The 26,872-nt window shown below is 61.2% G+C and carries 25 protein-coding genes, 2 tRNA genes and 1 pseudogene; 10 read left to right on the plus strand and 18 right to left on the minus strand.

The window, feature by feature from the left end; genetic code table 11:
- The first annotated feature begins 762 nt into the window (after positions 1-762).
- Positions 763-2,283: an SIR2 family protein gene (locus HWQ56_RS01825; protein ID WP_176569650.1), complete on the plus strand. Its 1,521-nt coding sequence runs from the start codon at positions 763-765 to the stop codon at positions 2,281-2,283.
- 197 nt (positions 2,284-2,480) lie between these two features.
- On the opposite strand, the gene HWQ56_RS01830 is transcribed toward HWQ56_RS01825, so the two are convergent.
- The 9 genes and pseudogenes from HWQ56_RS01830 to HWQ56_RS01870 all read right to left on the minus strand — a co-directional run bounded on the left by HWQ56_RS01830 (position 2,481) and on the right by HWQ56_RS01870 (position 9,984).
- The gene (locus HWQ56_RS01830; protein ID WP_176569651.1) at positions 2,481-2,753 is read right to left on the minus strand and encodes a hypothetical protein; all 273 of its coding nucleotides are present in this window, start codon (positions 2,751-2,753) and stop codon (positions 2,481-2,483) included.
- A 71-nt stretch (positions 2,754-2,824) separates the two neighbouring features.
- Positions 2,825-3,987, minus strand: a protein-coding gene (locus HWQ56_RS01835) for an IS3 family transposase (protein WP_176569652.1) whose coding sequence is annotated in 2 segments (ribosomal slippage) — positions 2,825-3,732 and positions 3,732-3,987 — 1,164 coding nt in all. Because the reading frame shifts where the segments join, the coding sequence is not laid out codon by codon here.
- 62 nt (positions 3,988-4,049) lie between these two features.
- Positions 4,050-5,174, minus strand: a pseudogene (locus HWQ56_RS01840) (tyrosine-type recombinase/integrase); the annotation flags it as partial.
- Positions 5,175-5,338: 164 nt separating this feature from the next.
- Positions 5,339-5,414: transfer RNA gene (locus HWQ56_RS01845), tRNA-Thr, on the minus strand.
- A 269-nt stretch (positions 5,415-5,683) separates the two neighbouring features.
- Positions 5,684-6,916 carry a methyltransferase gene (locus HWQ56_RS01850; protein WP_176569653.1) on the minus strand — a complete coding sequence of 411 codons (1,233 nt, stop codon included), beginning with the start codon at positions 6,914-6,916 and terminating at the stop codon, positions 5,684-5,686.
- 93 nt (positions 6,917-7,009) lie between these two features.
- On the minus strand, positions 7,010-7,699 hold the full coding sequence (locus HWQ56_RS01855; protein WP_158157831.1) for an ABC transporter permease: 690 nt from the start codon (positions 7,697-7,699) through the stop codon (positions 7,010-7,012).
- Positions 7,696-8,391: an ABC transporter permease gene (locus HWQ56_RS01860; RefSeq protein ID WP_176569654.1), complete on the minus strand. Its 696-nt coding sequence runs from the start codon at positions 8,389-8,391 to the stop codon at positions 7,696-7,698. Before HWQ56_RS01860 ends, HWQ56_RS01855 begins: the two co-directional genes overlap by 4 nt.
- 59 nt (positions 8,392-8,450) lie before the next feature.
- On the minus strand, positions 8,451-9,197 hold the full coding sequence (locus HWQ56_RS01865) for an ABC transporter substrate-binding protein (protein ID WP_176569655.1): 747 nt from the start codon (positions 9,195-9,197) through the stop codon (positions 8,451-8,453).
- 13 nt (positions 9,198-9,210) lie between these two features.
- Complete coding sequence (locus HWQ56_RS01870) at positions 9,211-9,984, minus strand: ABC transporter ATP-binding protein (protein WP_158157828.1); 774 nt, start codon at positions 9,982-9,984, stop codon at positions 9,211-9,213.
- 594 nt (positions 9,985-10,578) lie between these two features.
- On the opposite strand from HWQ56_RS01870, the gene gabP reads away from it, so the two are divergent.
- Together gabP and HWQ56_RS01880 are read left to right on the plus strand one after the other, a co-directional pair.
- Positions 10,579-11,973: a GABA permease gene (gabP, locus tag HWQ56_RS01875; protein WP_158157827.1), complete on the plus strand. Its 1,395-nt coding sequence runs from the start codon at positions 10,579-10,581 to the stop codon at positions 11,971-11,973.
- A gap of 138 nt (positions 11,974-12,111) precedes the next feature.
- On the plus strand, positions 12,112-12,609 hold the full coding sequence (locus HWQ56_RS01880; protein ID WP_158157826.1) for a WbuC family cupin fold metalloprotein: 498 nt from the start codon (positions 12,112-12,114) through the stop codon (positions 12,607-12,609).
- Here HWQ56_RS01880 and HWQ56_RS29200 read toward each other — a convergent pair.
- The 7 genes from HWQ56_RS29200 to HWQ56_RS01915 all read right to left on the minus strand — a co-directional run bounded on the left by HWQ56_RS29200 (position 12,599) and on the right by HWQ56_RS01915 (position 18,674).
- Entirely contained in the window at positions 12,599-13,318 is a 720-nt protein-coding gene (locus HWQ56_RS29200; RefSeq protein WP_176569656.1) for a CatB-related O-acetyltransferase, read from the minus strand. The genes HWQ56_RS01880 and HWQ56_RS29200 overlap by 11 nt on opposite strands.
- A gap of 80 nt (positions 13,319-13,398) precedes the next feature.
- On the minus strand, positions 13,399-13,827 hold the full coding sequence (locus HWQ56_RS01890; RefSeq protein ID WP_158157824.1) for a hypothetical protein: 429 nt from the start codon (positions 13,825-13,827) through the stop codon (positions 13,399-13,401).
- Between the two features lie 70 nt (positions 13,828-13,897).
- A complete protein-coding gene (locus HWQ56_RS01895) occupies positions 13,898-14,719 on the minus strand; it encodes an acyltransferase (protein WP_158157823.1) in 822 nt (273 codons plus the stop codon).
- Positions 14,720-14,940: 221 nt separating this feature from the next.
- Positions 14,941-15,016, minus strand: a tRNA-Phe gene (locus HWQ56_RS01900).
- A gap of 90 nt (positions 15,017-15,106) precedes the next feature.
- Positions 15,107-15,379, minus strand: coding sequence for an oxidative damage protection protein (locus tag HWQ56_RS01905; RefSeq protein WP_008367870.1), 273 nt, complete (start codon positions 15,377-15,379; stop codon positions 15,107-15,109).
- The gene (gene mutY, locus HWQ56_RS01910) at positions 15,376-16,443 is read right to left on the minus strand and encodes an A/G-specific adenine glycosylase (protein WP_176569657.1); all 1,068 of its coding nucleotides are present in this window, start codon (positions 16,441-16,443) and stop codon (positions 15,376-15,378) included. Before mutY ends, HWQ56_RS01905 begins: the two co-directional genes overlap by 4 nt.
- Positions 16,440-18,674 (minus strand): AsmA family protein, encoded by a 2,235-nt coding sequence (locus HWQ56_RS01915; protein ID WP_176569658.1) that lies wholly within the window; start codon positions 18,672-18,674, stop codon positions 16,440-16,442. The genes mutY and HWQ56_RS01915 overlap by 4 nt, the downstream gene beginning before the upstream one ends.
- 317 nt (positions 18,675-18,991) lie before the next feature.
- Here HWQ56_RS01915 and HWQ56_RS01920 point away from each other — a divergent pair, with 317 nt between their 5' ends.
- The 7 genes from HWQ56_RS01920 to HWQ56_RS01950 all read left to right on the plus strand — a co-directional run bounded on the left by HWQ56_RS01920 (position 18,992) and on the right by HWQ56_RS01950 (position 24,706).
- A complete protein-coding gene (locus tag HWQ56_RS01920; RefSeq protein ID WP_158156264.1) occupies positions 18,992-20,656 on the plus strand; it encodes an OFA family MFS transporter in 1,665 nt (554 codons plus the stop codon).
- 168 nt (positions 20,657-20,824) lie between these two features.
- Positions 20,825-21,418 carry an imidazoleglycerol-phosphate dehydratase HisB gene (hisB, locus tag HWQ56_RS01925; protein ID WP_008367877.1) on the plus strand — a complete coding sequence of 198 codons (594 nt, stop codon included), beginning with the start codon at positions 20,825-20,827 and terminating at the stop codon, positions 21,416-21,418.
- Positions 21,418-22,056, plus strand: a complete 639-nt coding sequence (gene hisH, locus HWQ56_RS01930; RefSeq protein ID WP_158156266.1) for an imidazole glycerol phosphate synthase subunit HisH — start codon at positions 21,418-21,420, stop codon at positions 22,054-22,056. Before hisB ends, hisH begins: the two co-directional genes overlap by 1 nt.
- Complete coding sequence (locus HWQ56_RS01935; RefSeq protein WP_027979891.1) at positions 22,056-22,310, plus strand: DUF2164 domain-containing protein; 255 nt, start codon at positions 22,056-22,058, stop codon at positions 22,308-22,310. Before hisH ends, HWQ56_RS01935 begins: the two co-directional genes overlap by 1 nt.
- A gap of 40 nt (positions 22,311-22,350) precedes the next feature.
- Positions 22,351-23,088, plus strand: coding sequence for a 1-(5-phosphoribosyl)-5-[(5-phosphoribosylamino)methylideneamino]imidazole-4-carboxamide isomerase (hisA, locus tag HWQ56_RS01940; RefSeq protein ID WP_158156268.1), 738 nt, complete (start codon positions 22,351-22,353; stop codon positions 23,086-23,088).
- A 10-nt stretch (positions 23,089-23,098) separates the two neighbouring features.
- Complete coding sequence (gene hisF, locus HWQ56_RS01945; protein ID WP_176569659.1) at positions 23,099-23,869, plus strand: imidazole glycerol phosphate synthase subunit HisF; 771 nt, start codon at positions 23,099-23,101, stop codon at positions 23,867-23,869.
- A gap of 81 nt (positions 23,870-23,950) precedes the next feature.
- Entirely contained in the window at positions 23,951-24,706 is a 756-nt protein-coding gene (locus HWQ56_RS01950) for a substrate-binding periplasmic protein (protein WP_176569660.1), read from the plus strand.
- Positions 24,707-24,724: 18 nt separating this feature from the next.
- Here HWQ56_RS01950 and HWQ56_RS01955 read toward each other — a convergent pair whose 3' ends face one another.
- Together HWQ56_RS01955 and HWQ56_RS01960 are read right to left on the minus strand one after the other, a co-directional pair.
- Positions 24,725-25,516: a divergent polysaccharide deacetylase family protein gene (locus tag HWQ56_RS01955; RefSeq protein ID WP_176569661.1), complete on the minus strand. Its 792-nt coding sequence runs from the start codon at positions 25,514-25,516 to the stop codon at positions 24,725-24,727.
- A complete protein-coding gene (locus tag HWQ56_RS01960) occupies positions 25,516-26,865 on the minus strand; it encodes a S41 family peptidase (RefSeq protein ID WP_158156276.1) in 1,350 nt (449 codons plus the stop codon). Before HWQ56_RS01960 ends, HWQ56_RS01955 begins: the two co-directional genes overlap by 1 nt.
- Between the last annotated feature and the right edge of the window lie 7 nt (positions 26,866-26,872).

Below are 26,872 nucleotides of genomic sequence, written 5' to 3' on the forward strand. Positions count from 1 at the left end.
GGTTGCGGACCAGATCGCCGACGGCGGCCAGGATCTGGGACAGACGTTGCGATTGACGGATCGTCGGGCCAGTATTCAGCAGCAAATGTCACAAGTGATTGTCGTGCGGAAATACCCATCGGTCCGAGGGCCGGGTAAAGGCGTCGAAGTTGCAGCGCAGTGCAGCCACCCAGTCGCAGGGGCCTTGGCGCGAGAGGATGTAGCCACCGGTCGCGAGGTGTCATGGGGGCGGAGTCCTTGCCGTTGTTGCAGCAGATGAGCCTAGCTTTGATCAAAGCAGGATGTCAATTTGGCATCGCTCAGCGGACGTGCCGCCGTTGAACCCCTTGTCGCAGATCGACCCAGAGCGCGCTTGGATGCCTTGATGTCCTGTCATGCCCTTGGCGCTGTCGCACACGATCATCTGCCGCCGTCGTTGTGACAAACACGGCTGACGAGTCGACACGGTTTCTCGCCCGACGCTGCTAGGTGGGTCAAACGCTACAAGTTCCAGTCATGAAAAACCTGTTCGCTGTCATTAGCTCTGTGTGATGCTGGCAAAGGGTTACAAGCGATGGCCTGGTAAAGTCACGAACGGCTGACTGCGATCGACCCATATCGGCCAGGAGCGGACGTCCCAATGTGGCAGATACGTTGCATCAAACGATTTGCCCCCTCCCCCATTGACCTCCACCTCGGTCCTCAGCACACTTCTTAAACTTTTTTGGCGTGATGCCCCCTCACTCTCCACGTTAATATGACGTTTCTCAAGGATTACCGCATATGGACATCGAAGCAGAACTCAGCTCAGTATTCTCTCAAAGATCATCCGGCCCATTTTTGTTCCTCGGTTCCGGTTTTTCCCGGCGATATATAGGCCTTGAGGATTGGGAAGGTTTGCTCAGTCGATTTTGTCTGATGGGGAAACCCTACCCGTATTATAAAAGTAGCGCTAATAATCACACCCCCACGTCAGCCCAACTCATCGCTGACGAATTTCATGATTTGTGGTGGAGCCACGGCAATTATGAGGCGAAAAGAGAGGCGTTGGCGCACCTAATTAATGATCGGACATCCCCGCTTCGCCTGGAAATTTGTGAGCACCTTAAAAATAAGCACCTCGCTGAGATTTCCCCGACTATTCTTGAAGAAATTAACGCTTTGAAAGAATGCGATGTCGATGGAATAATCACTACGAACTGGGATATGTTTGCTGAGAGTCTTTTTCCGGATCACACAGTATATATCGGTCAAAAAGAGCTTCTATTTTCCAATACAATGAATATTGGCGAAATCTATAAAGTTCACGGATGCTGTAGTAAAGCAGACTCGCTGGTTTTGACGGACTCCGACTATCATCACTATAATAATCGCAATGCTTACCTGGCTTCAAAGCTAATTACTATTTTTGTAGAGCATCCAGTTGTATTTATTGGCTACTCGATTTCAGATACGAACATTAGGGAGCTTCTAAAGTCTATTTCGCTCTGCATTGGCAAGGAAAATATTGACAAGCTCAGAGATAATTTAATATTTATTGATAGAAATGAACCCGCTGGCGGCCCCACCATTGAAACTTCGTACCTTCAATTTGACTCAATTCAGATACCCGTCAAAGTTGTTAAAACTAAAAACTATACCCCAGTTTATAATGCCATCGCACAATTCGAGCGTAAGCTACCAGCCCGAGTTCTTAGGTTTTGTAAAGAACGCGTATATGAAATCGTAAAAGGGCAGAATCCCGACAAAAAAATTGCAGTCATCGATTATGATCAGGTTCAAAACAAGAACGACATTGAAGTTGTATTTGGGCTTGGCGTTATAGGAAAAGTAGGTGAGACGGGATACAAAGGTATCTCCATCGGTGATATCTTCGAAGATCTTATCTCAAATAATAAAAATTTCGATGCCAAAAAACTAGTCGATACAACTCTATCCCTATTGCCAAGCCGAACAAGATTTGTTCCAGTGTTTAAATACTTGCGAGAGTTAGGTATCAGCTCTAAAGCTCAGTATGATCGATCAGGATTCAAACTTGACCAACTCGTTAACAAAAAGGCAGAGGATTTTGCAACTGCGAGCCTCCTTCAGGCAGCTAAATATTCCAAAACACCTTTTGCAGAGTTTCTTGCCTCGGCGACAGAGTCTGAGATATTCAGTATGACCCCACTGCTACCGCTCGCAGATTCACAAGTCTTAGGAGACTATCTTCGTAAAAACTATGAGCATCTCATAACTTGCAATAATAGATATCATTTCCGTCGGCTTATGGCATATTACGATTGGAAAACTTATGGATTTTGATAGGGGATTGATTGGGGAACATATGAGCGGCAGCTTGTGCCCCAAGGTTGCCGGTCCTAATAGGTGGCTCATTGACCAAGCAGTGGAGTCGATGCGAGCTGTTGGTTAGCATAGCCAAAAGTTGATCGACTGCTACTGCCGCCACCGTCCGTTTTGGGTCGGTTGCGGTCGGTCATGATTATCATAGTCAGACCTTCTTACTTGAAGAACCATGCTCTTTCCAAACGAAGAGCCAGCAGCCGCACGGTCAGCAGGTAGTAATATCGAGTTGCTTTGCATTGCCTCGCTAGTCGGTGGTCGAGAAACCAAGCAACATGTTTTCTCTTCCAACCCCAAGGTGTTTCTAGCTGCCAGCGTTCAGATATCTCCGCTTGGATGAGCTTTGCTTGCCGTAAATGGCGCTGCCGCGTTGCGTACGATCCCGTGAGCACCGCAGCCAAGAACAGTTCCATATCGAATGGCTTACTCATATGCGTCCTCCAATGTAGGCCGCGACCACATCGATCCGACCGTGCCCCAACTCATAGCTGATTTGTAGTGGTCAACTGATCCCGGACACTGCGTTAAGTTTTTCCTCGGCAACGGCAGGCGCCGAGCCGTCGTTGAACTGATGTGGTCGCCGCCAGTTGTACCGCTCCATCAGGAAACGTCCAATATCTTGTTTAGCCAACACGGCGCTCATGTAGCCCACCGTCGGTATCCATTCAGTTTTCAGGCTACGAAATAGCCGCTCCATCGGCGCGTTGTCGTGGCAGTTGCCGCGCCGACTCATGCTCTGTGTGAAGCGGTATCGCCATAGTCTCTGGCGGAAACTTCGACTGCCGTATTGGCTGCCCTGCTCGCTGTGAAATAGCACATCCTGAGGCCGGCCACGCTGCTCATAGGCCATATCCAATGCCTTGATCACCAAGTCAGCGTCAGGCTTGACTGAGAACGCCCAGCCTACGACCCGGCGCGCATACAGATCGATCACCGCTGCCAGATAGTGCCATCGACCTTCGGCCCAAACGTACGTGATGTCACCGCACCAGACCTTGTTGGGGGATGCCACGCTGAACTCTCGATCAAGTACGTTCGGTATATCAGGTCGCTCCACGGTGGCCTTTTTGTAGGCATGGGAGCCCGGTTGTTTGCTGATCAGGTTCATCTCGCGCATCAACTTACGTACCTTGAATCGCCCGATTTGCATGCCGTCCTCTTTCATCATCAGCATGATGCTTCTACTGCCCGCAGCGCTTCGGCTTTGAGTAAACAGTTCGTTCACGCGGCTGCGCAAAATCACCCGTTCGGCATCAGGGGATCGGCGTTTTCGACAGTATGCGTAGTAGCAAGATCGGGTGACTTCAAATACCGAGCACAACAGATCAACCGGCTCCTCGGAGTGAAGCTGATCGACTAACGCGAGCGCTCGTGCTCCTCGGCCATCAAGAGCGCGGTAGCCTTTTTTAGGATCGATTTCTCCCGTTCCAGACGATTGATTCGGGCTTCCAATTCTTGGATTTTTTGCTGCTCAGGTGTTAACGCTTTGCTGGTCGGGGTGACACCGCCACGTTCTTGCTGGAGCTGGTTCACCCAGCGACGCAAGGCCGACTCAACCAGCCCAAGCGAACGGGCTGCCTCGGTATGGCTGTAGCCTTGATCGAGCACCAGGCACGCAGCCTCGCGCTTGAACTCAGGGGTAAAGGTACGACGTTGCTTGGTCATCAGACACCTCTCTGTGGCGAGCATTCTCGCCTAAATGGGTGTCCGGTTTCATTAGACCACTACATCTGTCGCTCAATAGCCGCGTCTGTCCACAGCCCTGACTCCAGCAAGGCGCTACAGGCCATGGTCCTGAATCCATGCCCGCATACTTCCTTGGATGTGTCGTAGCCGACGTTGCGCAGCACTTGGTTAACCGTGTTCTCCGACATTGGCTTCCAGTACTTGTGGTCACCGGGCAGCACCAGTTCGGAGAAGCGGCTTAAGCCGCGCAGCCGTTCAAGGATCGCGATGACTTGGGGAGAGAGCGGCACCATCTGTATGTCTCCGCTCATCTTGGTGCCACGGGTAGAATTGCGCACGCCGTCGATTGGCTTACGGGTGTCCGGGATTTCCCACATCGCCCTTTGCAGGTCGAACTCATCCCAGCGCGCAAAGCGCAGTTCGCTGGAGCGCACGAACACGTGCAGCGTCAGCAATACAGCCAGCTTGGTTAGCTCACGGCCGTTGTAGTTGTCGATCCGGCTGAGTAGTTCGGGGAGACGGTTGAGTGAGAGGGCAGGGCGGTGCACGGTACGCGGGGCATGAATCGAGCCTGCCAGATCGAGCGCCGGATTCTGGCTGATCTGCCGCGCCCGCTTCGCGCCCCGCATGATCGTGGAGAGATAATTCTGCACGCGCAGGGCAACGTCCATGGTGCCGCGTTCTTTGATACGCAGGGTTACCTCAAGCAGATCATGAGTATCAAGCTCAGCGATGGGGCGTTGGCCGATCAGGGGGAAGACGTGGGTGCGCAACCGACTCATTACCGTCTTGGCGTGTCCCTCCGTCCAGCGCCGGGACATTTCGGCGTGCCACTCCAGGGCGACGGTTTCGAAAAGCAGGGAAGCTCGTTGAGCAGCTAGCTTCGCTTTCTTCTTCTCTTCCATCGGGTCGAGGTTGTCGATCAACAGGGCCTTGGCTTCATCGCGCTTGGTCCTCGCGACGGCCAGCGAGATGATGGGGTAGTTGCCGATGATCAGCGTGCCTTCCTTGCCGCTGGGCTTGAAGTAGCGCAATCGCCACGTTTTCACGCCATTGGGTTTCACGAGGAGGTACATGCCGCCACCGTCGAACAGCTTGTAGGCGCGTTCGCGAGGTTTCGCCGTACGGCATTTGAGGTCGCTGAGAGGAACGGCTAGACGTGGCATAAGGGTACGTTCTCCATGCAGGCAAGACGCTGTACCCTAAAAATACCCCCGGGGATGGGGTATTTTTTTGGATCCGATGGAGGGTCCTGGAACGAAAAAAACCCGCCAAAGGGCGGGTTTTAGGGGCTTCCAAGGCATTCGGTGGAACGCGATGGAGCTGGATATGGTGCCGGCACCAGGAATCGAACCCGGGACCTACTGATTACAAGTCAGTTGCTCTACCATCTGAGCTATACCGGCATCTGAGGGCGCTGATTATAGCGACTCAACGCCCCTAGGCAACCCCCAATTTGCACTATTTTATTGCCGCCACCACCCACCGGCAAAAACGCTTATGCACAATCCCCCGGTGAACAGACCAAAGGCCCACCCAAGCGGCGACGATTTTGCACCCCCCACGCAAACCCCTGTTTTTCCAACCAAATAAATGATGAACAAAAAATGACCAGCCATTAAAGCACGGTATACCCAGCGATTTTATTAGCTTGCTGGGCATTCTGCCCACAGAGTTATCCACAGGTAGTGTTGCCATTTTGAAACGGTTTGGCACGTCCTGCCAGTACCATGAGGTTGCGTGGGGTGAGGGTGGAAGTGCAGAAAAGTCCCACTCGCACCTGGTAGCCGTTCTCCTGCAAATAAAGTGCGCGGTCCAGCACCAACCACAGCTCCAGCGGGCGGCGAAACAGGTTGCGGACCAGTTCGAGGTTGCGCACCTGGGCCAGGCGTTGCCAGCCGGCCTTTTCGGCTACCTGCCAGTCGACGCTTGCGGGCAGGGCGATTTCCTTGAGGTCGGCCAAGCCGCTGCAGTACTCGGCAAACGGCTTTGCCAGCCAACCGCTCGGCAACGATGGGGTGGGCAGGTATTCGTCCGAGCCGCGGGCTTCGCGCTGCAGCAGGTCAAATCCCAGGCGCCAGGCCATCGACTGGTCGCGCTGGCGGCGAACACGGGCGCCGGCGGTGACGGTTTCGCTCAGTGGCAGGCCCAGGTCGTCGCGGGATAAACGTAGCGTGCTGGCGGCGGCTGCGCGGGAGAGTGGCTGGTAGTGCTCGGCGGCGGTGCGGTTGTAGCAGCAGGGGGCGATGGCCAGTTGCGGGCAGGCCGCGGCGGTGGCGCGCTGTAGCAGCCTTGTATGCAGGTCGCCGCAGGCATGCAGGGCGACGGCGGTTCGCTCTGCTGGCAGCTGGCAGTTGTCGGCCATGACGTCCTGCAAGCGGTGTTCGGCGCTCAGGTGGTGGTGCTGGCTGAGGGCTTGGCCCGCAGCGACCAGTTGCGGGTCGTATTCGTAGCAGGTGAGTTCCTGGCCAGGCTGCAGCAGGCGCCGGCCCAGGTGGCCTTTGCCGGCGCACCAGTCCAGCCAGCCGGATACGGGTTGCTGGAAGGTGAGGGCGTCGGCGAAGGCTTCTATCTGCTGCCATTTGCGGCCAGGTACGTCGACGTTCAGGCGGGGGCTGCAGGGGTGCAGTGCGCCGGTGGGTAAGGCGTCGACGGCGCTGAGGGTGGCGGCCTGGGCGGCGAGGACGGGGTAGGGGGCGGGGGCGGCGAGCAGTTCGGGGTGGTTGTACTCGGCTTCGGCTTGGGCGAGCGTGCGGGCGCGTAGCCAGTGGGCCAGCTCGGGATGGTTGGTTTCCCAGGGCAGGTGCAGGTAGGTGAAGGGTTTGGGGCGCCAGAGGGCTTGGTGGGCCAGCAGGAAGGCGTCCAGGGCCTGGAAATGGGTGAGCAGGTCGGCGGGGGGTAGGCTCATGGGGTGTGCCCGGCTTGGGGTTGTGGGGCGCGCTGCGCGCCTTCGCAGCCTGCCGGCGGCGCCTATGGAGGGTGCCGGCAGGTGGGGGTGGGCCTAGCGGCCTTGGGTGGCGTCTACGCGCAGCCAGCGTTCCAGCAGTTTGAAGCCTTGCACCAGCACGAACGATATCAGCAGGTACAGTACGCCGGCGGCGAAGAAGATTTCCACCGGCAGGTAGGTGCGGGCGATGATGGTTCGGGCCATGCCGGTCAGGTCCAGCAGGGTGACGGTGCTGGCCAGGGCGCTGGCCTTGAGCATCAGGATCACTTCGTTGCTGTACGCGGGCAGGCCGATGCGCACGGCACGCGGCAGGATGATGTACAGCAGCGCCTTGGTGCGCGACATGCCCAGGGCGCGTGCGGCTTCGATCTCGCCCTTGGGAATGGCCTGGATGGCGCCCCGCAGGATTTCGGCGATGTACGCGGCGGTGTGCAGGGTCATGGTGGCGGCGGCGCACCAGAATGGGTCACGCAGGTAGGGCCACAACGCGCTGTGGCGTACGGCGTCGAACTGCGCGGCGCCGTAGTACACAAGGAACAGTTGCACCAGCAGCGGTGTGCCGCGGAAGAAGAAGATGTAGCCGTAGGGCACGGCGCTGACGTACCACTTGCGCGAGCTGCGGGCGATGCCCAGCGGGATGGCCAGGATCAGCCCGGCCAGCACGGCGATAGCCACCAGCTCCAGGGTTACGGTGGCGCCCTGGGTCAGGCGTGGCAGCCATTTGAAGATGACTTCCCAATTCATTGCGCGGCCCTCGTGAAGCCGCGTGCGGCGTATTTTTCCATGAAGTGCATGCCCACCATGGCCAGTACCGTGAGGCCCAGGTACATGACGGCGGCCACCATGTAGAAGTTGAACGCCAGCTTGGTGTCGGTGACGGCGTTCTGGGCGTTGCGCATGATCTCTTCAAGGCCGATGACCGACACCAGGGCGGTGTCCTTCATCAGGATCATGAACAGGTTGCCCAGCCCCGGCAGGGCGATGCGCCACATTTGCGGCAGGATCAGCCGGGTGAAGATGCGCAGCTTCGACAGGCCCAGGGCCTGGCCGGCTTCGCGGTGGCCCTTGGGGATGGCGATGATCGCGCCGCGGAATACTTCCGTGGCGTAGGAGCCGAAGCACAGGCCCAGGGCGATGACGCCAGCAGCGAAGGGGCTCAGGGTCAGGTCGGGCATGCCCAGCCAGGCGCCCAGCGCGGCCATCATGTTGACGGTGCCGAAGTACAGCAGCAGTACCCACAGCAACTCGGGCACGCCGCGCACGATGGTCGAATAGGTACCGCCCAGGGCTTGCAGGGCCTTGTAGGGCGAGGTCTTGGCCAGTGCGCCGAGCAGGCCCAGGACCAGGCCCAGGCACAGGGCCGACAGCGCGAGTTTGACAGTCATCAGCGCGCCAGCCGCCAGGGCCGGGCCGAATCCGTGGAGATCAATGTTCATGGGCAGGCTTTATTGAGGGACCAGCCGCCGCGCACGGGGCGCAGCGGCGGTCGGGCAGGTCATTCGATGCTGAACGGGAAGTACTTGTCGTTGATCTTCTTGTAGGTGCCGTCGGCCTTGATTTCCTTCAGGGCGGCGTTCAGCTTCTCGCGCAGGGCGTCGCCCTTGCGCACGGCGATGCCGATCTTGTCGCTTTGCTCGACCGGGTCGCCCTTGAACTCGTAGTCCTTGCCGGCCGGCGATTTCAGCCACTCGTAGTTGGCGTATTTGTCGGCCAGGATGCCGTCCAGGCGGCCCGAGGTCAGGTCCAGGTAGGCGTTTTCCTGGGTGTCGTACAGCTTGACGGTGACGTCAGGCATGTTGTCTTCCAGCCAGGTGCCCGACAGGGTCGAACGCTGGGTGCCGATGATCTTGCCGTTCAGCGCGTCCTTGTCCACCTTGAAGTCGACGTTCTTGGCGGCGATGAACTGCAGCTTGTTGGTGTAGTAGGGGTCGGTGAAGTCGACGGCCTGCTTGCGCTCGTCGGTGATCGACATGGACGACACCAGGAAGTCGAACTTGCGGGCGTTCAGGGCAGGAATGATGCCGTCCCAGTCGGAAGTGACCACTTCGCACTCGACTTTCATCTTGGCGCACAGAGCCTTGCCGATGTCGGCGTCGAAGCCCACGACGTTGCCGCTGGCGTCCTTGCTGTTGAAGGGAGGGTAGGCGGCTTCGATGCCCATCTTCAGGGTGTCGGCCATCACGTTGGCGCTCATCGCCAGGCTGGCGGCAACGGCCAGGATCAATTTCTTGTAGGTCTGCATGCGTGATGCTCCGTTAACGGTTGCTGGACATGAATTGTTTGCATCGTGCCGACACCGGGTTGTCGAAAACTTGATCCGGCGTGCCTTGTTCTTCCACCAGGCCCTGGTGCAGGAATACCACTTCGCTGGATACCTGGCGGGCGAAGCCCATCTCGTGGGTCACCAGCAGCATGGTACGGCCTTCTTCGGCCAGGTTGCGGATGACGGTGAGCACTTCCTGGACCATTTCCGGGTCCAGCGCCGAGGTGGGCTCGTCGAACAGAATGACTTTAGGCTGCATGGCCAGGGTGCGCGCGATGGCGGCGCGTTGCTGCTGGCCACCGGACAGCTGGTTCGGGTACACGTGGCGCTTGTCGGCGATGCCGACCTTGGCCAGCAGGGCCTCGGCTATTTCGGTGGCTTCGGCCTTGCTCTGGCCCAGCACGCGGCGCGGCGCCTCGATGATGTTGTCGAGTACGGTCATGTGCGGCCAGAGGTTGAAGTTCTGGAACACGAAACCGATTTCGCTGCGCATGCGGTTGATCTGCCGGCTGTCGGCCGCCACCAGTTCGCCATTGCGCGCGGCTTTGAGCTTGAGCGCTTCACCGGCCACGATGATCTCGCCCTGGTGCGGGTTTTCCAGCAGGTTGATGCAGCGCAGCAGGGTCGACTTGCCCGAGCCGGACGAGCCCAGGATCGAGATCACGGCGCCATCGTGGGCACTCAGGGAAACGCCCTTGAGCACTTCAAGCTGGCCGTAACGTTTGTGCAGGTTGCGGATTTCCAGCGCGGGCGTGGCCTGGGCCATGTGCGGTCCTCATCTATACGGTTGCGTTCCCGCCCCGGTGCGGTGCGCCAAACTAGCATGGCGGCGCCGTTATGGCAGTGGGCGCGGGCGCGAGGTGTCGCATGGTTGTAGCGGCGTGTCGCCGACCAAGCGTCATGGGCCCCGCGCGCAAGCGGGTGCGCGTGAAAAAAGGCGCGATGGTGCCAGTTTTGGCCGCCAATGGAAAGCAACCTTTCATTAAACCGACCGGTGTGCGCAATGCTCACTGATGTCCGTTGGTTGCACATTTTTGTCGCAAAGCCCTGGCCAGGGTTGCACCTTTGGTTGCACTGAATTTGTGCGTTGGTGTTACCGACGTAAGATTTTGGTGCGACATTTCGTCCTGTTATTGTGTAGGCCGGTAACCCTTGGTTACAGGTGTACTGAAAATTCATGTTGATCAAGGGCTTGACCTACAAGGCTCAAAAGGCCGTCCTAGCGCTTTGGCATCATTCCTGAAGGGTTTTGGCGCAATATTTGCGTAAAAAATCCTCAACGGCATGTTGCATTCCCACAACACGGGTAGGTGTAACGCCAAATGCTGGACCGAACGCTATTCTCTGCATAGGTAGTTTTATGAGCACTAAGCACAACCATAACGACCTCGGGTCGGGGCTCAAACAGCGTCACGTCACCATGCTTTCCATTGCTGGTGTGATTGGCGCCGGCCTGTTCGTGGGCTCCGGCCACGCCATCGCCGAAGCCGGCCCCGCGGTACTGCTGGCCTATGCTGCCGCCGGTACCCTGGTGGTCCTGGTCATGCGCATGCTGGCCGAAATGGCCATCGCCCAGCCTGACACCGGGTCGTTCTCCACTTACGCAGACCGCGCCATTGGCCACTGGGCCGGTTTCACCATCGGCTGGCTGTACTGGTGGTTCTGGGTACTGGTTATTCCACTGGAAGCCAACGCCGCCGCCGGCATCCTGCATGCCTGGTTCCCCGACATCGCCGTGTGGGTGTTCACCCTGGTGATTACCTTGGTGCTGACCGGTACCAACCTGCTCAACGTGAAGAATTACGGTGAGTTCGAGTTCTGGTTCGCGCTGATCAAGGTGATCGCGATCGTGGGCTTCATCGTTCTGGGCGCCGCTGCCGTATTTGGTTTGGTGCCAGGCAGCCAGGTCAGCGGTGTCAGCCATGTCGTCGACACCGTGGGCTTCATGCCCAACGGCCTGGGCGCCGTGGTTGCGGCCATGCTGACCACCATGTTCTCGTTCATGGGTACCGAGATCGTCACCATCGCCGCCGCCGAATCCAAGGATCCGGGCAAGCAGATCACCAAGGCCACCAACTCGGTGATCTGGCGGATCTTCCTGTTCTACCTCGTATCGATCTTCCTGGTCGTGGCCCTGGTGCCGTGGAACAACCCTGCGCTGCCGGCCATTGGTTCGTACCAGACCGTGCTGAACCTGATCGGTGTGCCTAACGCCAAGATGATCGTCGATGTGGTGGTACTGGTTGCCGTGACCAGTTGCCTGAACTCGGCGCTGTACACCTCTTCGCGCATGCTCTACTCCCTGAGCAAGCGTGGCGACGCGCCGAAAATGGCCCAGCGCACCAGCCAGGCCGGCACCCCTTACTGGGCCGTGCTGCTGTCCACTGCCGCGGCCTTCCTGGCTGTGTTCGCCAACTACGTGGCGCCGTCGGAAGTGTTCGACTTCCTGCTGGCCAGCTCCGGCGCCATCGCCCTGCTGGTGTACCTGGTGATCGCCGTTTCGCAACTGCGCATGCGCAAGCAGCGCGAACTGAAAGGTGAGAAGGTCGAGTTCAAGATGTGGGCTTTCCCGGTGCTGACCTGGGCGGTGATCGTGTTCATCGTTGCGGTGTTGACCGTGATGGCTATCCGAGTGGACCACCGCATCGAGATCGTCGCCACTGGCCTGCTGACCATCGCCGTGGTTGCTGCCGGCTTGCTGGTCGACCGTCGTCGCAAGGCGCAGCCGCAAGCGCGTACGGTGCTGGGTAACTGATGCCCGCCTGCCTTCCTGGCAGGCTGCAAGACCCGGTTGAGGCCGCTGTCAGCGATGACAGCGGCCTTTTTGTTCAGGAGAATTTCACGATCGGCTGTGCATACTGGCTGCCTTCTTCCTGAACCGTGCCCGCCCTTGATGAAACAGATCACCACCGCCCTGCTCGACGACCTCACCGCCCGCGCTCAGCAAGCCCCACGCCTGCGCGCCCACCACAACATGCACCCTGAGCTGTCCGACCCCACCCAGCGCCTGGCCGTGGCCATGGAGCCGGGCACCTACGTGCGCGCGCACCGCCACCCGCACACCTTCGAGCTGCTGCACTCGCTGCGGGGGCGCTTCGTGGTGCTGCATTTCGACGACGCAGGCCAGGTGACCGACCGCGTGGTGCTGGGCGAAGAGGCGATGATGGTCGAGACCCCGCCCGGGGTCTGGCACGCGGTGCTGTCGCTGGATGAAGGCGCGGTGATCTTCGAGGTGAAGGATGGCGTGTACACGCCCATTCCAGAACACGACTACATGCCCTGGACTGTCGCCGAGGGTGAACCGGGCATGGAAGCCATCATCGCCTGGTACGCCACGGCCCAGGTGGGCGAGCGCTTCCCTGGATTGCCGGGGTCGTCAGTCAGCGCTTGATGCGCAGCGGTGAGGTGGACACCTGCACCGTCGCATCGCTGATCGGCTTGGGAGGCAGCTTGGCCAGCGCGGCCAGGAATGCGGCGGGGTCTTCGGTGGGCAGTTGCGCCAACTCGCTATGGTCGTGCTCCCACCAGCGGCTGGCCAGCAGTTGCTCGCGCAGTGGCTCGTCGAAGCGGTAGCGGATCATTTTCGCCGGTGAGCCGGCGACGACGGCGTAGGGTGGTACATCGCGGGTTACCAGGGATTGGGCGCCGATCACCGCGCCGGTGCCGATGGTAATGCCTTCCATGATGATCACGTCCCGGCCTACCCACACGTCATGGCCGATGGTGGTGGGTGTCACGTCCCAGTCCGCGGGCGGCGACGGCATGGCCTGCAAGCGGGTGTCAATAAGCGCAACGTTGGTGGATAGCCAGTCCATGGGGTGCTGCTTGCGGTTTTGCCCCAGCACGCAGTTGGTGCCGATGGAGCAATAGCGGCCGATGCTGCTGACGTCGCGCAGTTCGGTGTTGCTGACGATATCGGTAAAGGCGCCGATGCGCAGGTCCTTGGAGAACACCTTGACCCCGTGCAGCTTCACGTTTCGTTCCAGGGTGAGCTTGACCTTGCCGCGCAGGCCGCGGATGCCGCAGTCAACGCGGCAGCGGTGCTGGCGCAGGGCACGTTTGAGGGTATGGTCCAGCCACATCCGTTTCAGCATGTTCATGGGTGTATGCGTTCTGTTACTTGGCAGAGCGCGAATACTGGCGTGCCGGCGTGCCCCGCGCAAGTGCGCCAGGCTGTGTATCAGGCAGCTTGGGGCTGAATGTGCAGGTTGCCGTCGATGTCCTTGACCAGGCCGCTGGCCAGGAACAGCGGTACCAGGCGCTTGTGCAGTTCGGGTTCGACGAAGGCCTTGATGGCCGTCAGGTCCAGGATCGCACCGTTGCCCAGTTCGGCCTTGGTGTACGACAGCCAGGCCTTTTTCAACGCCAGCAGCACATCGCTGCCCGCCGTCAGGGCGTAGCGGCGGTTCAGCGCTTGGCCACCCAGGTCGAAGGTGTGCTGGAATTCATAGTCGGTTTCGTCACCCTGGCTGGTGATGCAGCGCACGCAGGTGCAACGGCCGTCGCCGAAGGCGGCGCGCAGGTAGGTGTTGAAGTCCACCACCGGTTTGAGTGACAGACGCTTGTCGACTTCGAACAGGTCCCCGGTCATTTTTTCCTGTGTGCTCATCATCGGCCCCTCGGCAGTCAGTATTCAGCCGTGCACGATACCAGCCGAGGGGGTGCGGCGCTCGCAATCGTTAATGCAGCAGGGTAAACAGCCCCAGGCCGCCGACCTTGTAGTCCAGGTCCCGAGGGCGCTCGCCCATGGGTTTGGCGCCGCTGCCGCCGACAATCTTGTAAGGCGCGACGTTTTTCGCCACCAGGGTGTTGGCGGTCACCACCGCGCCACGGCCGATGCGGGTGCTATGGGCGATCAGGGCGCGCGAAGCGATCCAGGCGTAATCGTCGATGTAGATAGGGCCCGATACCGACCAGAACTCCTTGGCGGTCAGGTCGTGGGTGCCAGCGATGATCAGGACATGGGAGGCGATGGCAACGTGATCGCCAATGATCAGCCCTGCGCGTGCGTCAATCTGGCAATGCCAGGCAATCACGCTGTCCTTGCCCATTACCAGGTTCTCCACGCCCAGCACTTCGGTGTTGCGCCAGATGGTCGAGCCCTTGCCGATTTTTGCGCCGCCCAGGCGCAGCCAGGTCAGGCGCAGGTGGTGGCTGGGTATCTTGTTGATGACGATGTTGTAGGTTTGCTCCCACACCCGCAGCCAGCGGTCCTTGAGGGTGGGCCAGTTTTTACCGTAGCGGGGCACCAGGGTGGTGGGGATGTCGCTGCGCAAGCGCTGGTACAGACGCTTGGCCAGAGGGTCGGGAATGGTGGTCTCGATGTTGACCGAGCAAATGCTGTAGCGCGCCTGTTCGCCTTCGCCTTCGGCGAACCAGATGTTGTTGGTCATGCCCCAGGAATACACCGCGTGCAGGTCGTCCAGCGAGGCGTTCAGTTCCACGGCCAGTGTGGGCAAGCGTTCAGGCAGGTCGGTGGAGTGAAAGATCCGATGCTTCATTTGCTTGGCAATCCTTGGGCGGCGCGGGGGGCGAGAGATTGACGAGCGCAGGAAGGCTGCCTCGTGCTTGTTCCATCAACAGGCGGAGCAAAGGCAAGCTTAGAACAGATCCATCCGTAGTGGCAAAGCACTGGCGACGAATTGCAGACAACAAAAAACCCGCACTAGGCGGGTTTTTTGGTTGCTTTCAGGTGATGTGAACACCACCTGAAAACGGAAGGTGGTGCCCAGAGACGGAATCGAACCGCCGACACGGGGATTTTCAATCCCCTGCTCTACCGACTGAGCTATCTGGGCAACGGGGCGCATTAAAAGGCTTTTTCGACCTTGCGTCAAGCAAGATCGCAAAAATTTTTAATTAATTCCTTCGGTTACGTTTTCCAGCGCTCATTCACTCGGTGGCACGTAGCCTTCGGCCTGGGCGTAGTCTTCGCCGCTGAAGAACTTGTCCATCTCGCCTTGCAGGTATTTGCGGTCTTCGGCGTTCATCATGTTCAGGCGTTTTTCATTGATGAGCAGGGTCTGGTGCTTCTGCCAATCGGCCCAGGCTTTCTGGGAAACGTGTTCGAAGATGTCCTGGCCCTTGGCGCCCGGGTACGGCGGGCGCTCCAGGCCTGGCAGTTCTTCTTTGTACTTGCGGCACATCACGGTGCGGGTCATGACAACTCTCCTGCATTCAAGGCATCGGCCGCGCGTTTGAGCAGCTTCTTCACCGGGGCGGCTAGGCCCAGGCGCGGCGGGGTGGCGAGGTTATACCAGAGCCAGTCGGCCTCGGCCACGTGCTGGGCCGACTCCTTGACGGGCACCAGCCACGGCGCGATGGCCAGCTGGAAGTGGCTGAAGGTGTGGGTCAAGGGCTCCAGGGCGCGTGGGGCGTCCATGGCCAGGGCGTGCTGCTGGGTCAAATGCTCGATGTCTTCGTAGCGGTCGAGCTCAGGCAGGCTCCACAGCCCGCCCCACAAGCCACTGGACGGGCGGCGGTACAGCAGAATGGCGCCCTCGCGGTTCATCAGCAGCGGCATCAGGGTGTGCTTGAGCGGCACCGCCTTTTTTGGCTTGGGCACCGGGTAGCGTATTTCCAGGCCCAGCATGTGTGCCTGGCAGCCTGATTCCAGCGGGCACAGCAGGCAGCTGGGCTTGGTGCGGGTGCACAAGGTGGCGCCCAGGTCCATCATCGCCTGGGTGTAGTTGTTCACCCGCGTGTGGGGGGTGTAACGCTCGGCATTGGCCCACAGCTGTTTCGCCACCTTGGGTTCGCCGGGGTAGCCTTCCTGGGCGGTGTAGCGAGCCAGCACGCGCTTGACGTTGCCGTCGAGAATGGGTGCCCGCAGGCCCATGCTGATGCTGGCGATGGCGCCGGCGGTGGACAGGCCAATGCCGGGTAGCTCAGTCAGCTTCTCGACGTCGCGGGGGAATTCGCCGCCGTATTGCTCGACGACGATCTTCGCGGTTTTCTGCAGGTTGCGCGCTCGGGTGTAGTAGCCAAGCCCGGTCCACAGGTGCAGCACTTCGTCTTCCGGCGCCTCGGCCAGGGCCTGCACCGTGGGCAGCGAGGCCATGAAGCGGTCGAAGTAATTGAGGACGGTACTGACCTGGGTCTGCTGCAACATGATTTCCGACACCCACACCCGGTAGGGGGTGATGCCCTGTTGCCAGGGCAGGTCGTGACGGCCGTTGCGGTCGAACCATTCCAGTACCGCGGTGGAAAATTGCTCTGGGTTCATCGTTTGAACAGACCTTTCAGCGTGTTTTTCAGCTCGGGGCTGACCTTGTCGCCGAATTTTTCTTCCAGTTTTTCGGTGATCCTGTCGCCGGCCACCTTGGCTGCTACCTTGCCTATGCCGTCGCGGTCGATACGGCAGGCCTTGGCCCCCAGTTCGATCGGGCCGCGGCAGCGCAGTGGCCATTCAAGGCCGGCGAAACGTTCGTTGACCTGGCAGGCCGGGTCGGGCATGTCGCTCTTGTCGCCTTCGATGACCACGCCCACCTTGTAGTCCATGCCCAGCACGCGCAGGTCGATGTCGCCATCGCCGTTCACGGTCAGGCCCGGTATACGCACTTTCAGGTCCGGGTTGCTGGCGACGCCGTTGCGCACCACCACGCTGCCCTTGAGTTCCTGGAAGGGCGTGTCCTTGCCCCGCGGGGTGCCGGTCAGGCTCTTGCGGTTGAGGGTGGCGATGCCCTGGCACAACTGCTGCTCCAGGTTGGCGTTGACCAGCACGCCGTCGGTCAGGTCGAAGTTGGCGGTGCCGTTGAGGCTGTCGATCAGTGCCTTCTGGCTGGTGCCGGTGCCGGTCAGGTTGCTGTTCAGGGTCATCAGGCCGCGCAGCGGCGCCGCGCTGCCGTTCTTGCCCTTGATGAAGTGCTCCACCGGCACCTTGGTCAGTTGTGTTTGCAGCGCTACCAATGGCTTCTCGGGGCGCGCATCCAGGCTGCCCTTGGTGCTGAAGCTGCCGTCGTAGAGGCCGCCCGCCAGGTTTTCCAGGGTAATCAGGCCGTCCTGGCCCTGGACCTTGAGCGTGGCGTTGTCGATCGGCCACTGGTTGATGACCAGCTTGGTGAAGCTCAGGTCGCCTTGCAGGTTCAGCTTGCGCAGGCGTTCCACGGGCAGCAGGGTGTCGTTGCTCCAGGCGCCCTGGGTGGGGGCGTTGGGCAGCGGCGTGTCGCCAGCGCCGCCAATGGCGGTGGCCTCGGTGGTTTTGACCTCGGCATCGCGGGCCGCACCGGCGCTGGAGGCCTCGGCGCTTTTGGGTTTCAGGTAGCGGTCGGCGTCGAAGCTGTCGCCGCGCAACTGAACGCGCAGTGCCTGCTTGGCGAAATCGGTGATCGCCAGGTTGCCAGCGAAGCTGCTGCCATCCAGTTTCACCGCCAGGTCGTTCAACGCCAGGCTGTTGCGGGTGCCCTCCAGGCGGGCGACCATTTCGAACTGGCTCAGGCTGCCGTCGGCCATGGCCGGCAGCGGCTGGTTGAGGCCGTCCATGAAGGCACGCAGGTTCATCTGAGCGATGGACAGGCCGCCCGCGACCTTGGGCTCGGTGCTCAGGTCACGGGCACTGAGGTCGCCCAAGGCGCGCAGCTGGTTGAACGACAGTTTCAGGTTCTCCCAGTTGGCGACATTGGCGGCCAGGTCGACGTTGAGGTTGCCCTGGGCCGAGTAGGTCACGGTCTTGCCTTGCAGCGGGTCGCCGCTGGCTTCACCCGACAGCTTCATGTCGCTGAACTGGTAGCGCTTCAGCGCGCGCTCCATGCGCAATTGGCCATTGAGTTCGGTGCGCGCGCGCAGGTTCGGCTGGTTGGTGCCCAGGAACGCGGTGAGCTTGACCGGAATGTCGATACCGTCGTGCACGGCGCCGGTACTTAGCTGGATGCTTTCGGCGGTCAGCTCGCGACCGGTCTTGGCATCGCTGAAGTGCACGCTGGCGTTGTTCACGGTCAGGCTGTCGATGTCCAGCTTCACGGGCCGGTCGGCCTTGTCCGGCGCGCTGGCGGGCGGTTGCTCGGCATTGGCGACGTTGGGTGCCTGCAGCTCGCCGGCGGCCGGTTCCCGGGGCAACGCCTTGCCGATGTCTTCCCAGTTGCCGTGGCCGTTCTCGTCGCGGGTCAGCGTCAGGTTCAAGCCTTCGACGCGCACGTCGCTCATTTGCACTTCGCGGCGCAGCAGCGGCAGCACGCGCACGGACAGCCCCAGCATCTGCAGGTCGGCGAACGGCGTTCTGGGGTTTTGCAGGGTCGCGATGCTGGCGTCGTGCAGCTCCAGGCCCAGCCACGGGAACAGGCTCCAGCCGATATCACCGTTGAGCGTCAACTCGACATGGGCCTTGTCGCGGGCCAGCTTGCGAATCTCGTCTCTGTAGTCGTTGGGATCGAAAAAGTGGGTCACGGCGAAGCCGAGCGCCACCAGGATCAGCAACAGCCCGAGAAAACACAGCCCCAGGATTTTGCCGAACGCTTTCATGGGCGAGTCCTTGTAGTGTTGGATTCAAATTCAGCCCGCGAGTATAGCGCCCCAAGATGGCGGGCAGGGCACCCGCTGGCCAGCCAGCTTGTTCAGATCCTTGTTTCGTGATGTTTCTACCAAATGCAGGTGGCGAATAGCCTTCACTGTAACCCTCGGGTGATACTCTCTGCCGCCTCGATGAGCCGATAAGCGCTATCAATGGTCGCGAAATGTCCGGTGGTGCCGATAAGACGACTGAAGGCCTGCGTGCTTCAAGGTCGTGGGCGGCCACCCGGGGCCATCGAGCAAAAAAAATCCAAGGGGGAATGATAAAAATGAGCAGCACAGTCACATCAGGGGGGATCGCCAGCGAACGGCCGGCCTTCTTCTCAAAGGAGCGCATCATCGCCCGGCCAGGTTTCAACCGCTGGCTGGTACCACCGGCGGCCCTGGCCATTCACCTGTGCATCGGCATGGCTTATGGGTTCTCGGTGTTCTGGCTGCCGTTGTCCAAGGCCATCGGGGTCACCGCGGCCACTGCCTGCCCGACCGACATGGGCTTTTTCGAGCAAATGTTCGCCACCGGCTGCGACTGGCCGATTTCCATGCTGGGCTGGATCTACACCCTGTTCTTCATCTTCCTGGGCTGCTCGGCGGCCATCTGGGGCGGCTGGCTGGAACACGCCGGCCCGCGCAAGGCAGGTACTGTGTCGGCCCTGTGCTGGTGTGGCGGCTTGCTGATTTCGGCGCTGGGGGTGTACACCCACCAGATCGTGCTGATGTGGCTGGGCTCCGGTGTGATCGGCGGTATCGGCCTGGGGCTGGGGTACATTTCGCCGGTGTCGACACTGATCAAGTGGTTCCCGGACAAGCGCGGCATGGCGACCGGCATGGCGATCATGGGCTTTGGCGGCGGTGCCATGGTGGGTGCGCCACTGGCCGCGGCGCTGATGGGCCACTTCGCGACGCCGGACAGCGTGGGCGTGTGGCAAAGCTTCGTGGCCATGGCGGCGATCTACTTCGTGTTCATGATCGGTGGCGCACTGTCCTACCGGGTGCCGCCTACCGGCTGGAAGCCCGAGGGCTGGACCCCGCCGGTGAAAAAGGCCAGCAATGCCATGATCACCCACCGCCATGTCCACGTCAGCGTGGCCTGGAAAACCCCGCAGTTCGCCTTGGTATGGCTGGTGCTGTGCCTTAACGTATCGGCGGGTATCGGCATCCTGGGCATGGCTTCGCCACTGCTGCAGGAAGTGTTCGGTGGCAAGCTGCTGGGTGTCGACCTGACCTTCAGCCAACTGAATGCCGCGCAATTGGCGCAGATCGGCGCCATCGCCGCCGGCTTCACCGGGCTGTTGAGCCTGTTCAACATTGGTGGGCGGTTCTTCTGGGCGTCCTGCTCGGACCTGATAGGCCGCAAGAACACTTATTTCGTGTTCTTCGCCCTGGGCTGTGCGCTGTACGCGCTGGTGCCGAACCTGGGTCACCTGGGCAATGTCGCGCTGTTCGTGGCGGCGTTCTGCGTGGTGCTGTCCATGTACGGCGGTGGTTTCGCCACCGTGCCGGCCTACCTGGCCGACCTGTTCGGCACGCAGATGGTCGGCGCCATCCACGGCCGCCTGCTGACCGCCTGGGCGGCAGCCGGGGTGCTGGGCCCGGTGCTGGTGAACTACCTGCGCGAGTACCAGTTGAGCGTGGGCGTACCGCGCGCCGCGGTGTATGACATCACCCTGTACATCCTGGCGGGCCTGCTGGTGCTGGGATTCGTGTGCAATGCGCTGGTGCGACCGGTGGCTGACAAGCACTTCATGACCGAAGAGCAACTGGCCGCCGAGCAGGCGCTGGGCCATGACAAGGGCGCCGACAGCCGCACCGTGCTGGAGTGGAAAGCCGCGCCAGGCACCCGGCCTCTGGCGGTGTTGGCCTGGCTGGTGGTGGGTATTCCGCTGGCATGGGGCGTGATCGTGACGCTGCAGAAGACCGCTGTGCTGTTCCACTGATAAGCCAGCGTCACCTGCACGCACCCTGTGTCCCTCAGGGTGCGTGCAGCACCCTTGGCCGCTGAAGTGTTCTCACCGGTCAGTTCATGTAAGCCTTTTGTTTCTGTTTGCTGCCCGCACGGCCTATAATGTCTGCCTTTTTCGCCCAATGATTTTGCGGAGCTGGTGATGGCCGAACGTAAGGCGTCCGTCGAGCGCAACACTCTGGAAACCCAGATCAAAGCCTCGATCAACCTGGATGGCACCGGAAAGGCCCGATTCGATATCGGGGTTCCCTTCCTTGAACACATGCTCGATCAGATCGCCCGCCACGGGTTGATCGACCTGGATATCGAGTGCAAGGGCGACCTGCATATCGACGACCACCATACCGTGGAAGACGTGGGTATCACCCTGGGCCAGGCGTTCAACCAGGCCATCGGCGACAAGAAAGGCATCTTCCGCTACGGCCATGCCTATGTGCCGCTGGACGAAGCCCTGTCGCGCGTGGTCATCGACTTCTCCGGCCGCCCGGGCCTGCAGATGCACGTGCCCTATACCCGCGCCAGCGTTGGCGGCTTCGACGTGGACCTGTTCCAGGAATTCTTCCAGGGCTTCGTCAACCACGCCAATGTGACCCTGCACATCGACAACCTGCGTGGCCACAACACCCACCACCAGATCGAGACCGTGTTCAAGGCATTTGGTCGCGCCCTACGCATGGCCATCACCCTGGATGAACGCATGGCCGGGCAGATGCCTTCCACCAAAGGTTGCCTGTAATGCAGACAGTAGCGGTTATCGACTATGGCATGGGCAACCTGCACTCGGTGGCCAAGGCCCTGGAGCACGTGGGGGCCGGCAAGGTACTGATCACCAGCGACGCCGCGGTGATCCGCGAGGCCGACCGCGTGGTGTTCCCTGGCGTGGGCGCGATTCGCGACTGCATGGCCGAGATCAAGCGCCTGGGCTTCGACAGCCTGGTGCGCGAGGTTAGCCAGGACCGCCCGTTCCTGGGCATCTGCGTGGGCATGCAGGCCCTGCTGGACCATAGCGAAGAGAACGACGGCGTGGACTGCATCGGCCTGTTCCCCGGCAATGTGAAGTTCTTCGGCAAGGACCTGCACGAAGACGGCGCGCACCTGAAGGTGCCGCACATGGGCTGGAACGAAGTGAGCCAGTCGGTGAACCACCCGCTGTGGCATGACATTCCGGACCAGGCGCGCTTCTACTTCGTGCACAGCTACTACATTGCCGCCGCCAAGGCCAACCAGGTGGTTGGCCGCGGGCATTACGGCGTCGACTTCGCCGCCGCCCTGGCCGAAGGCTCGCGCTTTGCCGTGCAGTTCCACCCGGAGAAGAGCCATACCCATGGCCTGCAACTGCTGCAGAACTTCGCCGCCTGGGATGGCCGCTGGTAATGAGCAAGAAGAAACCGCCGATCCTCACGCTCACCCCCGAGCAGGAAAGCCAGGCCACCACGAAGATCAAACGCTTCATGGAGGACCGCTTCGAGCTGGACCTGGGGTCGTTCGAGGCGGCGGAGATTCTTGAGCTGTTTACCCGAGAAATTGCTCCGCACTATTACAACAGGGCGATTTTCGATGTTCAGGCGCACCTCAAGGAGCGTTTCGAGAGCATTGAAAGCGACCTGTGGGCGCTCGAGAAAAACTGATCTCGAGCATCGCTGAAAAATCGAATTGAAGGTTTGCCAGATGCTGATTATTCCCGCTATCGATCTTAAAGACGGTGCCTGCGTACGTCTGCGCCAGGGCCGCATGGAAGATTCCACAGTGTTCTCCGATGACCCGGTGAGCATGGCTGCCAAGTGGGTGGAGGGCGGCTGCCGCCGTCTGCATCTGGTCGACCTGAACGGCGCCTTCGAAGGCCAGCCGGTCAATGGCGAAGTGGTCACCGCCATCGCCAAGCGCTACCCGCAGCTGCCGATCCAGATCGGCGGCGGCATCCGCTCGCTGGAAACCATCGAGCACTACGTGAAAGCGGGCGTGAGCTACGTGATCATCGGCACCAAGGCCGTGAAACAGCCCGAGTTCGTGGCCGAGGCCTGCAAGGCCTTCCCGGGCAAGGTCATCGTTGGCCTGGACGCCAAGGACGGTTTCGTCGCCACCGACGGCTGGGCTGAAGTGAGCAGCGTGCAGGTCATCGACCTGGCCAAGCGTTTTGAAGCCGACGGCGTCAGCGCCATCGTTTACACCGACATCGCCAAAGACGGCATGATGCAGGGCTGCAACGTACCGTTCACCGCTGCCCTGGCGGCGGCCACCAAGATCCCGGTCATCGCTTCCGGCGGCATCCACAACCTGGGCGACATCAAGGCCCTGCTGGACGCCAAGGCCCCTGGCATCATCGGCGCCATCACGGGCCGTGCCATCTACGAAGGCACCCTGGACGTCGCCGAAGCCCAGGCGTTCTGCGATTCCTACCAAGGCTGAGGACTGACCCATGGCGCTGGCCAAACGCATCATCCCTTGCCTGGACGTGGACAACGGCCGTGTAGTGAAGGGTGTGAAGTTCGAGAACATCCGCGACGCCGGTGACCCGGTGGAAATCGCCCGTCGCTACGACGAGCAGGGTGCGGACGAAATCACCTTCCTGGACATCACCGCCAGCGTCGACGGTCGTGATACCACCCTGCATACCGTGGAGCGCATGGCCAGCCAGGTGTTCATCCCGCTGACCGTGGGCGGTGGCGTGCGCACCGTGCAGGACATCCGCAACCTGCTCAATGCCGGTGCCGACAAGGTGTCCATCAACACCGCGGCGGTGTTCAAACCAGAGTTCGTAGGCGAGGCCGCCCAGCACTTCGGTTCCCAGTGCATCGTGGTGGCCATCGACGCCAAGAAGGTTTCCGCGCCGGGTGAAACCCCGCGCTGGGAAATCTTCACCCACGGCGGCCGCAAGCCCACGGGCCTGGACGCCGTGGAGTGGGCCAAGAAGATGGAGGCCCTGGGGGCGGGTGAGATCCTGCTGACCAGCATGGACCAGGACGGCATGAAGAATGGTTTCGACCTGGGCGTCACCCGTGCCATCAGCGATGCTCTGGGCATTCCGGTGATTGCCTCGGGCGGCGTCGGTAACCTGCAACACCTGGCCGATGGCGTGCTCGAAGGCCACGCCAGCGCGGTACTGGCCGCCAGCATCTTCCACTTCGGTGAATACACCGTGCCGGAAGCCAAGGCGTACATGGCTCAGCGCGGTATCGTGGTTCGCTGACCCGGTTGTGAAAGGTGGGTGTAGGCGCTGGCAAGTCGGCGCCTACAGTCGGTAGTGCCATGGATTCGGGGCTCGACTGTCATGAAGCGATGCGTGTTTGTCTTGTTGGCCAGCGTCTGCCTGGCGTTCGCCGCGGGTGTTCGTGCCGAGGTGCCAGCTGACTATTCGCTGGTCTTGCTCACCGAAAACTTCCCGCCCTATAACATGGCCGCCGACGGCAAGAACTTTGCCCGGGAGGAAAACATCCAGGGCATCGCCGCCGATGTGGTGCGCGAGATGTTCAAGCGCGCCGGTATTGCCTACAGCATGACCCTGCGCTTCCCCTGGGACCGCATCTACAAGCTCGCCATGCAGAACCCCGACTATGGGGTGTTCGTCACCGCGCGGCTGCCCGAGCGTGAACAATCGTTCAAGTGGGTGGGGCCCATCGGGCCGGATGACTGGATTCTGCTGGCACGCCCGGACAGCAAGCTCAAGTTCGACAGGCTGGAGCAGGCCCGGCACCTGAAGATCGGCGCCTACAAAGGCGACGCCATTGCAGAGACCTTGGGCCGCCTGGGCCTGCACCCGGTCATTGCCCTGCGTGACCAGGACAATGCCCAGAAGCTGATGGATGGCGAGATCGACGTGTGGGCCACGGGCGACCCGGCCGGCCGCTACCTGGCGCGGCTCGAAGGGGTGAGCAACCTCAAGACGGTGCTGCGCTTCAACAGCGCCGAGCTTTACCTGGCGTTGAACAAGGCGGTACCGGACGAAGTGGTGGCCAGGCTGCAGCAGGCCCTAGACCAGCTACGCGCCGAAGGCCGTGTGGACGACATTCTCAACCGCTATCTGTAAGTCGCCCCGTTGCGCTGATTACGGCCGTGGCGTGTAAGTGCCGTCCTTGCCGTGGGCCGGCATGGCGCGGTTGGCCCGCTGGGCGATCATCTGGCGGATGGGAATCCAGTCGATGCCGTTGGCTTTCAAGTTGGGCAGCTCGCGTTCCAGCATGTCCAGGGTCACCGGGTAAGGGTGGCCGATGACCACTACCGAACCGAATTTCTTCGCATGGGCGATGGCCGTCTGCAGTTGCTTGGCAACCGCTTCGGGAGTGCGCACATCGTCCAGGAACACGTCCCGCGAAACATGGGCCAGGCCGATGGCCTGGGCCTTGGCGGCTGCCACGGTGGCGGCGCTGGTGCGGCTGTCGACGAAGAACAGGCTGCGCGCCTGCAGTTCGCCCATCAGCATGGCCATGGCCTCGGGTTGCGACGTCATCTTGCTGCCTTCATGGTTGTTCATGCCCGCGGCATAGGGCACGGCCTTGAGGGCGGCTTGCAGGCGTGTGCGCAGTTCGTCCATGGGCAGGTCAGGGTGCCAGGCGAATGGGCCGGTGGCGGGGTCCATGGGCATGTGCACGATCACGGTCTTGCCGGCCTTGTGCGCCTGGCGGGCGAAATCGGCGGCATGGGGGGTGTCGGGCATCACCGCCAGCGTGACCGGGCCAGGCAGCGCCAGGGCGCGGCTGTCCCGGGGCTGGTTCTGCCCCAGGTCATCGATGATCAGCGTGAAGTAGGCCTTGCGGGGCTTGGCGTCGCTATTGTCCGGCGCGGCATGGGCCAGGCCGGACAGGCAGCACAGGGCGAGCAGGACCGCGCGTAGAGGCATCACTTGTTGCGGGTGACGCTCAGGCCCTTGAGCAGCGACAGCGCCTGGCTCAACTGGAAGTCGCCGTCTTGCGGGCGGGCCTTGGCCTTGCCGATCGGGTTCTTGGCCGAAGGGCGGTCGGCGCCGCCGTTGCCGTTGCCCAAGTGGCCCTGCAGGTCGGCTTCCTTGAAGTTCTCGTCGTCCTGGTCGTTGGTGAGCTTGCCCTGGCGTACTTCCACGTCCGGCACGATGCCCTGGGCTTGGATGGAGCGGCCGTTGGGCGTGTAGTACAGCGCCGTGGTGATTTTTAGCGCGCGGTCGTTGGCCAGCGGCAGCACGGTCTGCACCGAGCCCTTGCCGAAGCTGTCGGTACCCATCAGCACGCCGCGCTTGTGGTCCTGCAGCGCGCCAGCGACGATTTCGGAAGCCGAGGCGCTGCCGCCGTTGATCAGCACTACCAATGGCACGCTGTCGCTTTCATCGTGGCCGGTGGCCGAGAAACGCAGCTCGGAGTTGGCGATGCGGCCTTTGGTGTACACGATCAGGCCGCTGCTGATGAAGTGGTCCACCACTTCGACCGCGGCTTGCAGCACGCCGCCTGGGTTGTTGCGCAAGTCCAGTACCAGGCCGTTGAGTTTCTTGCCGTTGTCCTTGCGCAGCTTGGCCAGGGCCTTGGAGACTTCCTCGCCGGTCTTGACCTGGAATTGGGTGATGCGGATGTAGCCGTAACCGTCTTCGAGCATCTGCGCCTTGACGCTCTTGACCTGCACGATGGCGCGGGCCAGGGTCACGTCAAACGGTGTGCCGCCGCTGCGTACCAGGGTCAGGGTAATTTTCTCGCCGACCTTGCCGCGCATCTTGTCCACGGCCTCGGTCATGGTCTGGCCACGGGTGGGCTGGCCGTTGATCTTCACGATCAGGTCGCCGGCCTCGATGCCTGCCTTGCTGGCCGGAGTGTCGTCGATGGGCGACACCACCTTGATGAAGCCATCTTCCACGCCGACTTCGATGCCCAGGCCGCCGAATTCGCCGCTGGTGCTTTCCTGCAACTCCTGGAAGTCTTCCGGGCCCAGGTAGGCCGAGTGCGGGTCAAGGTTGCTGAGCATGCCCTTGATGGCGTTCTCCAGCAGGGTCTTGTCGTCCACCGGTTCCACGTAGGCGGCCTTGATGCGGTCCATCACCTCGGCGAAGGTGCGCAGCTCGTCCAGGGGCAATGGTGCCTTGGCGGGGTCCACGGGTGCGGTGGCGGGCGCAGGGGCAGTCGTGGTGGTGGCGGCCAGGCGCGCGGGCTCGGCGGCGCGGGCCAGTGGGGCGCCGATCACCACGGCGATCGTCAGGGCCAGCGAGGTAAGGCGGGGCAAGTGCAGCATGACGAAC

It is taken from the genome of Pseudomonas eucalypticola, assembly GCF_013374995.1.
Lineage (GTDB): Bacteria > Pseudomonadota > Gammaproteobacteria > Pseudomonadales > Pseudomonadaceae > Aquipseudomonas > Aquipseudomonas eucalypticola.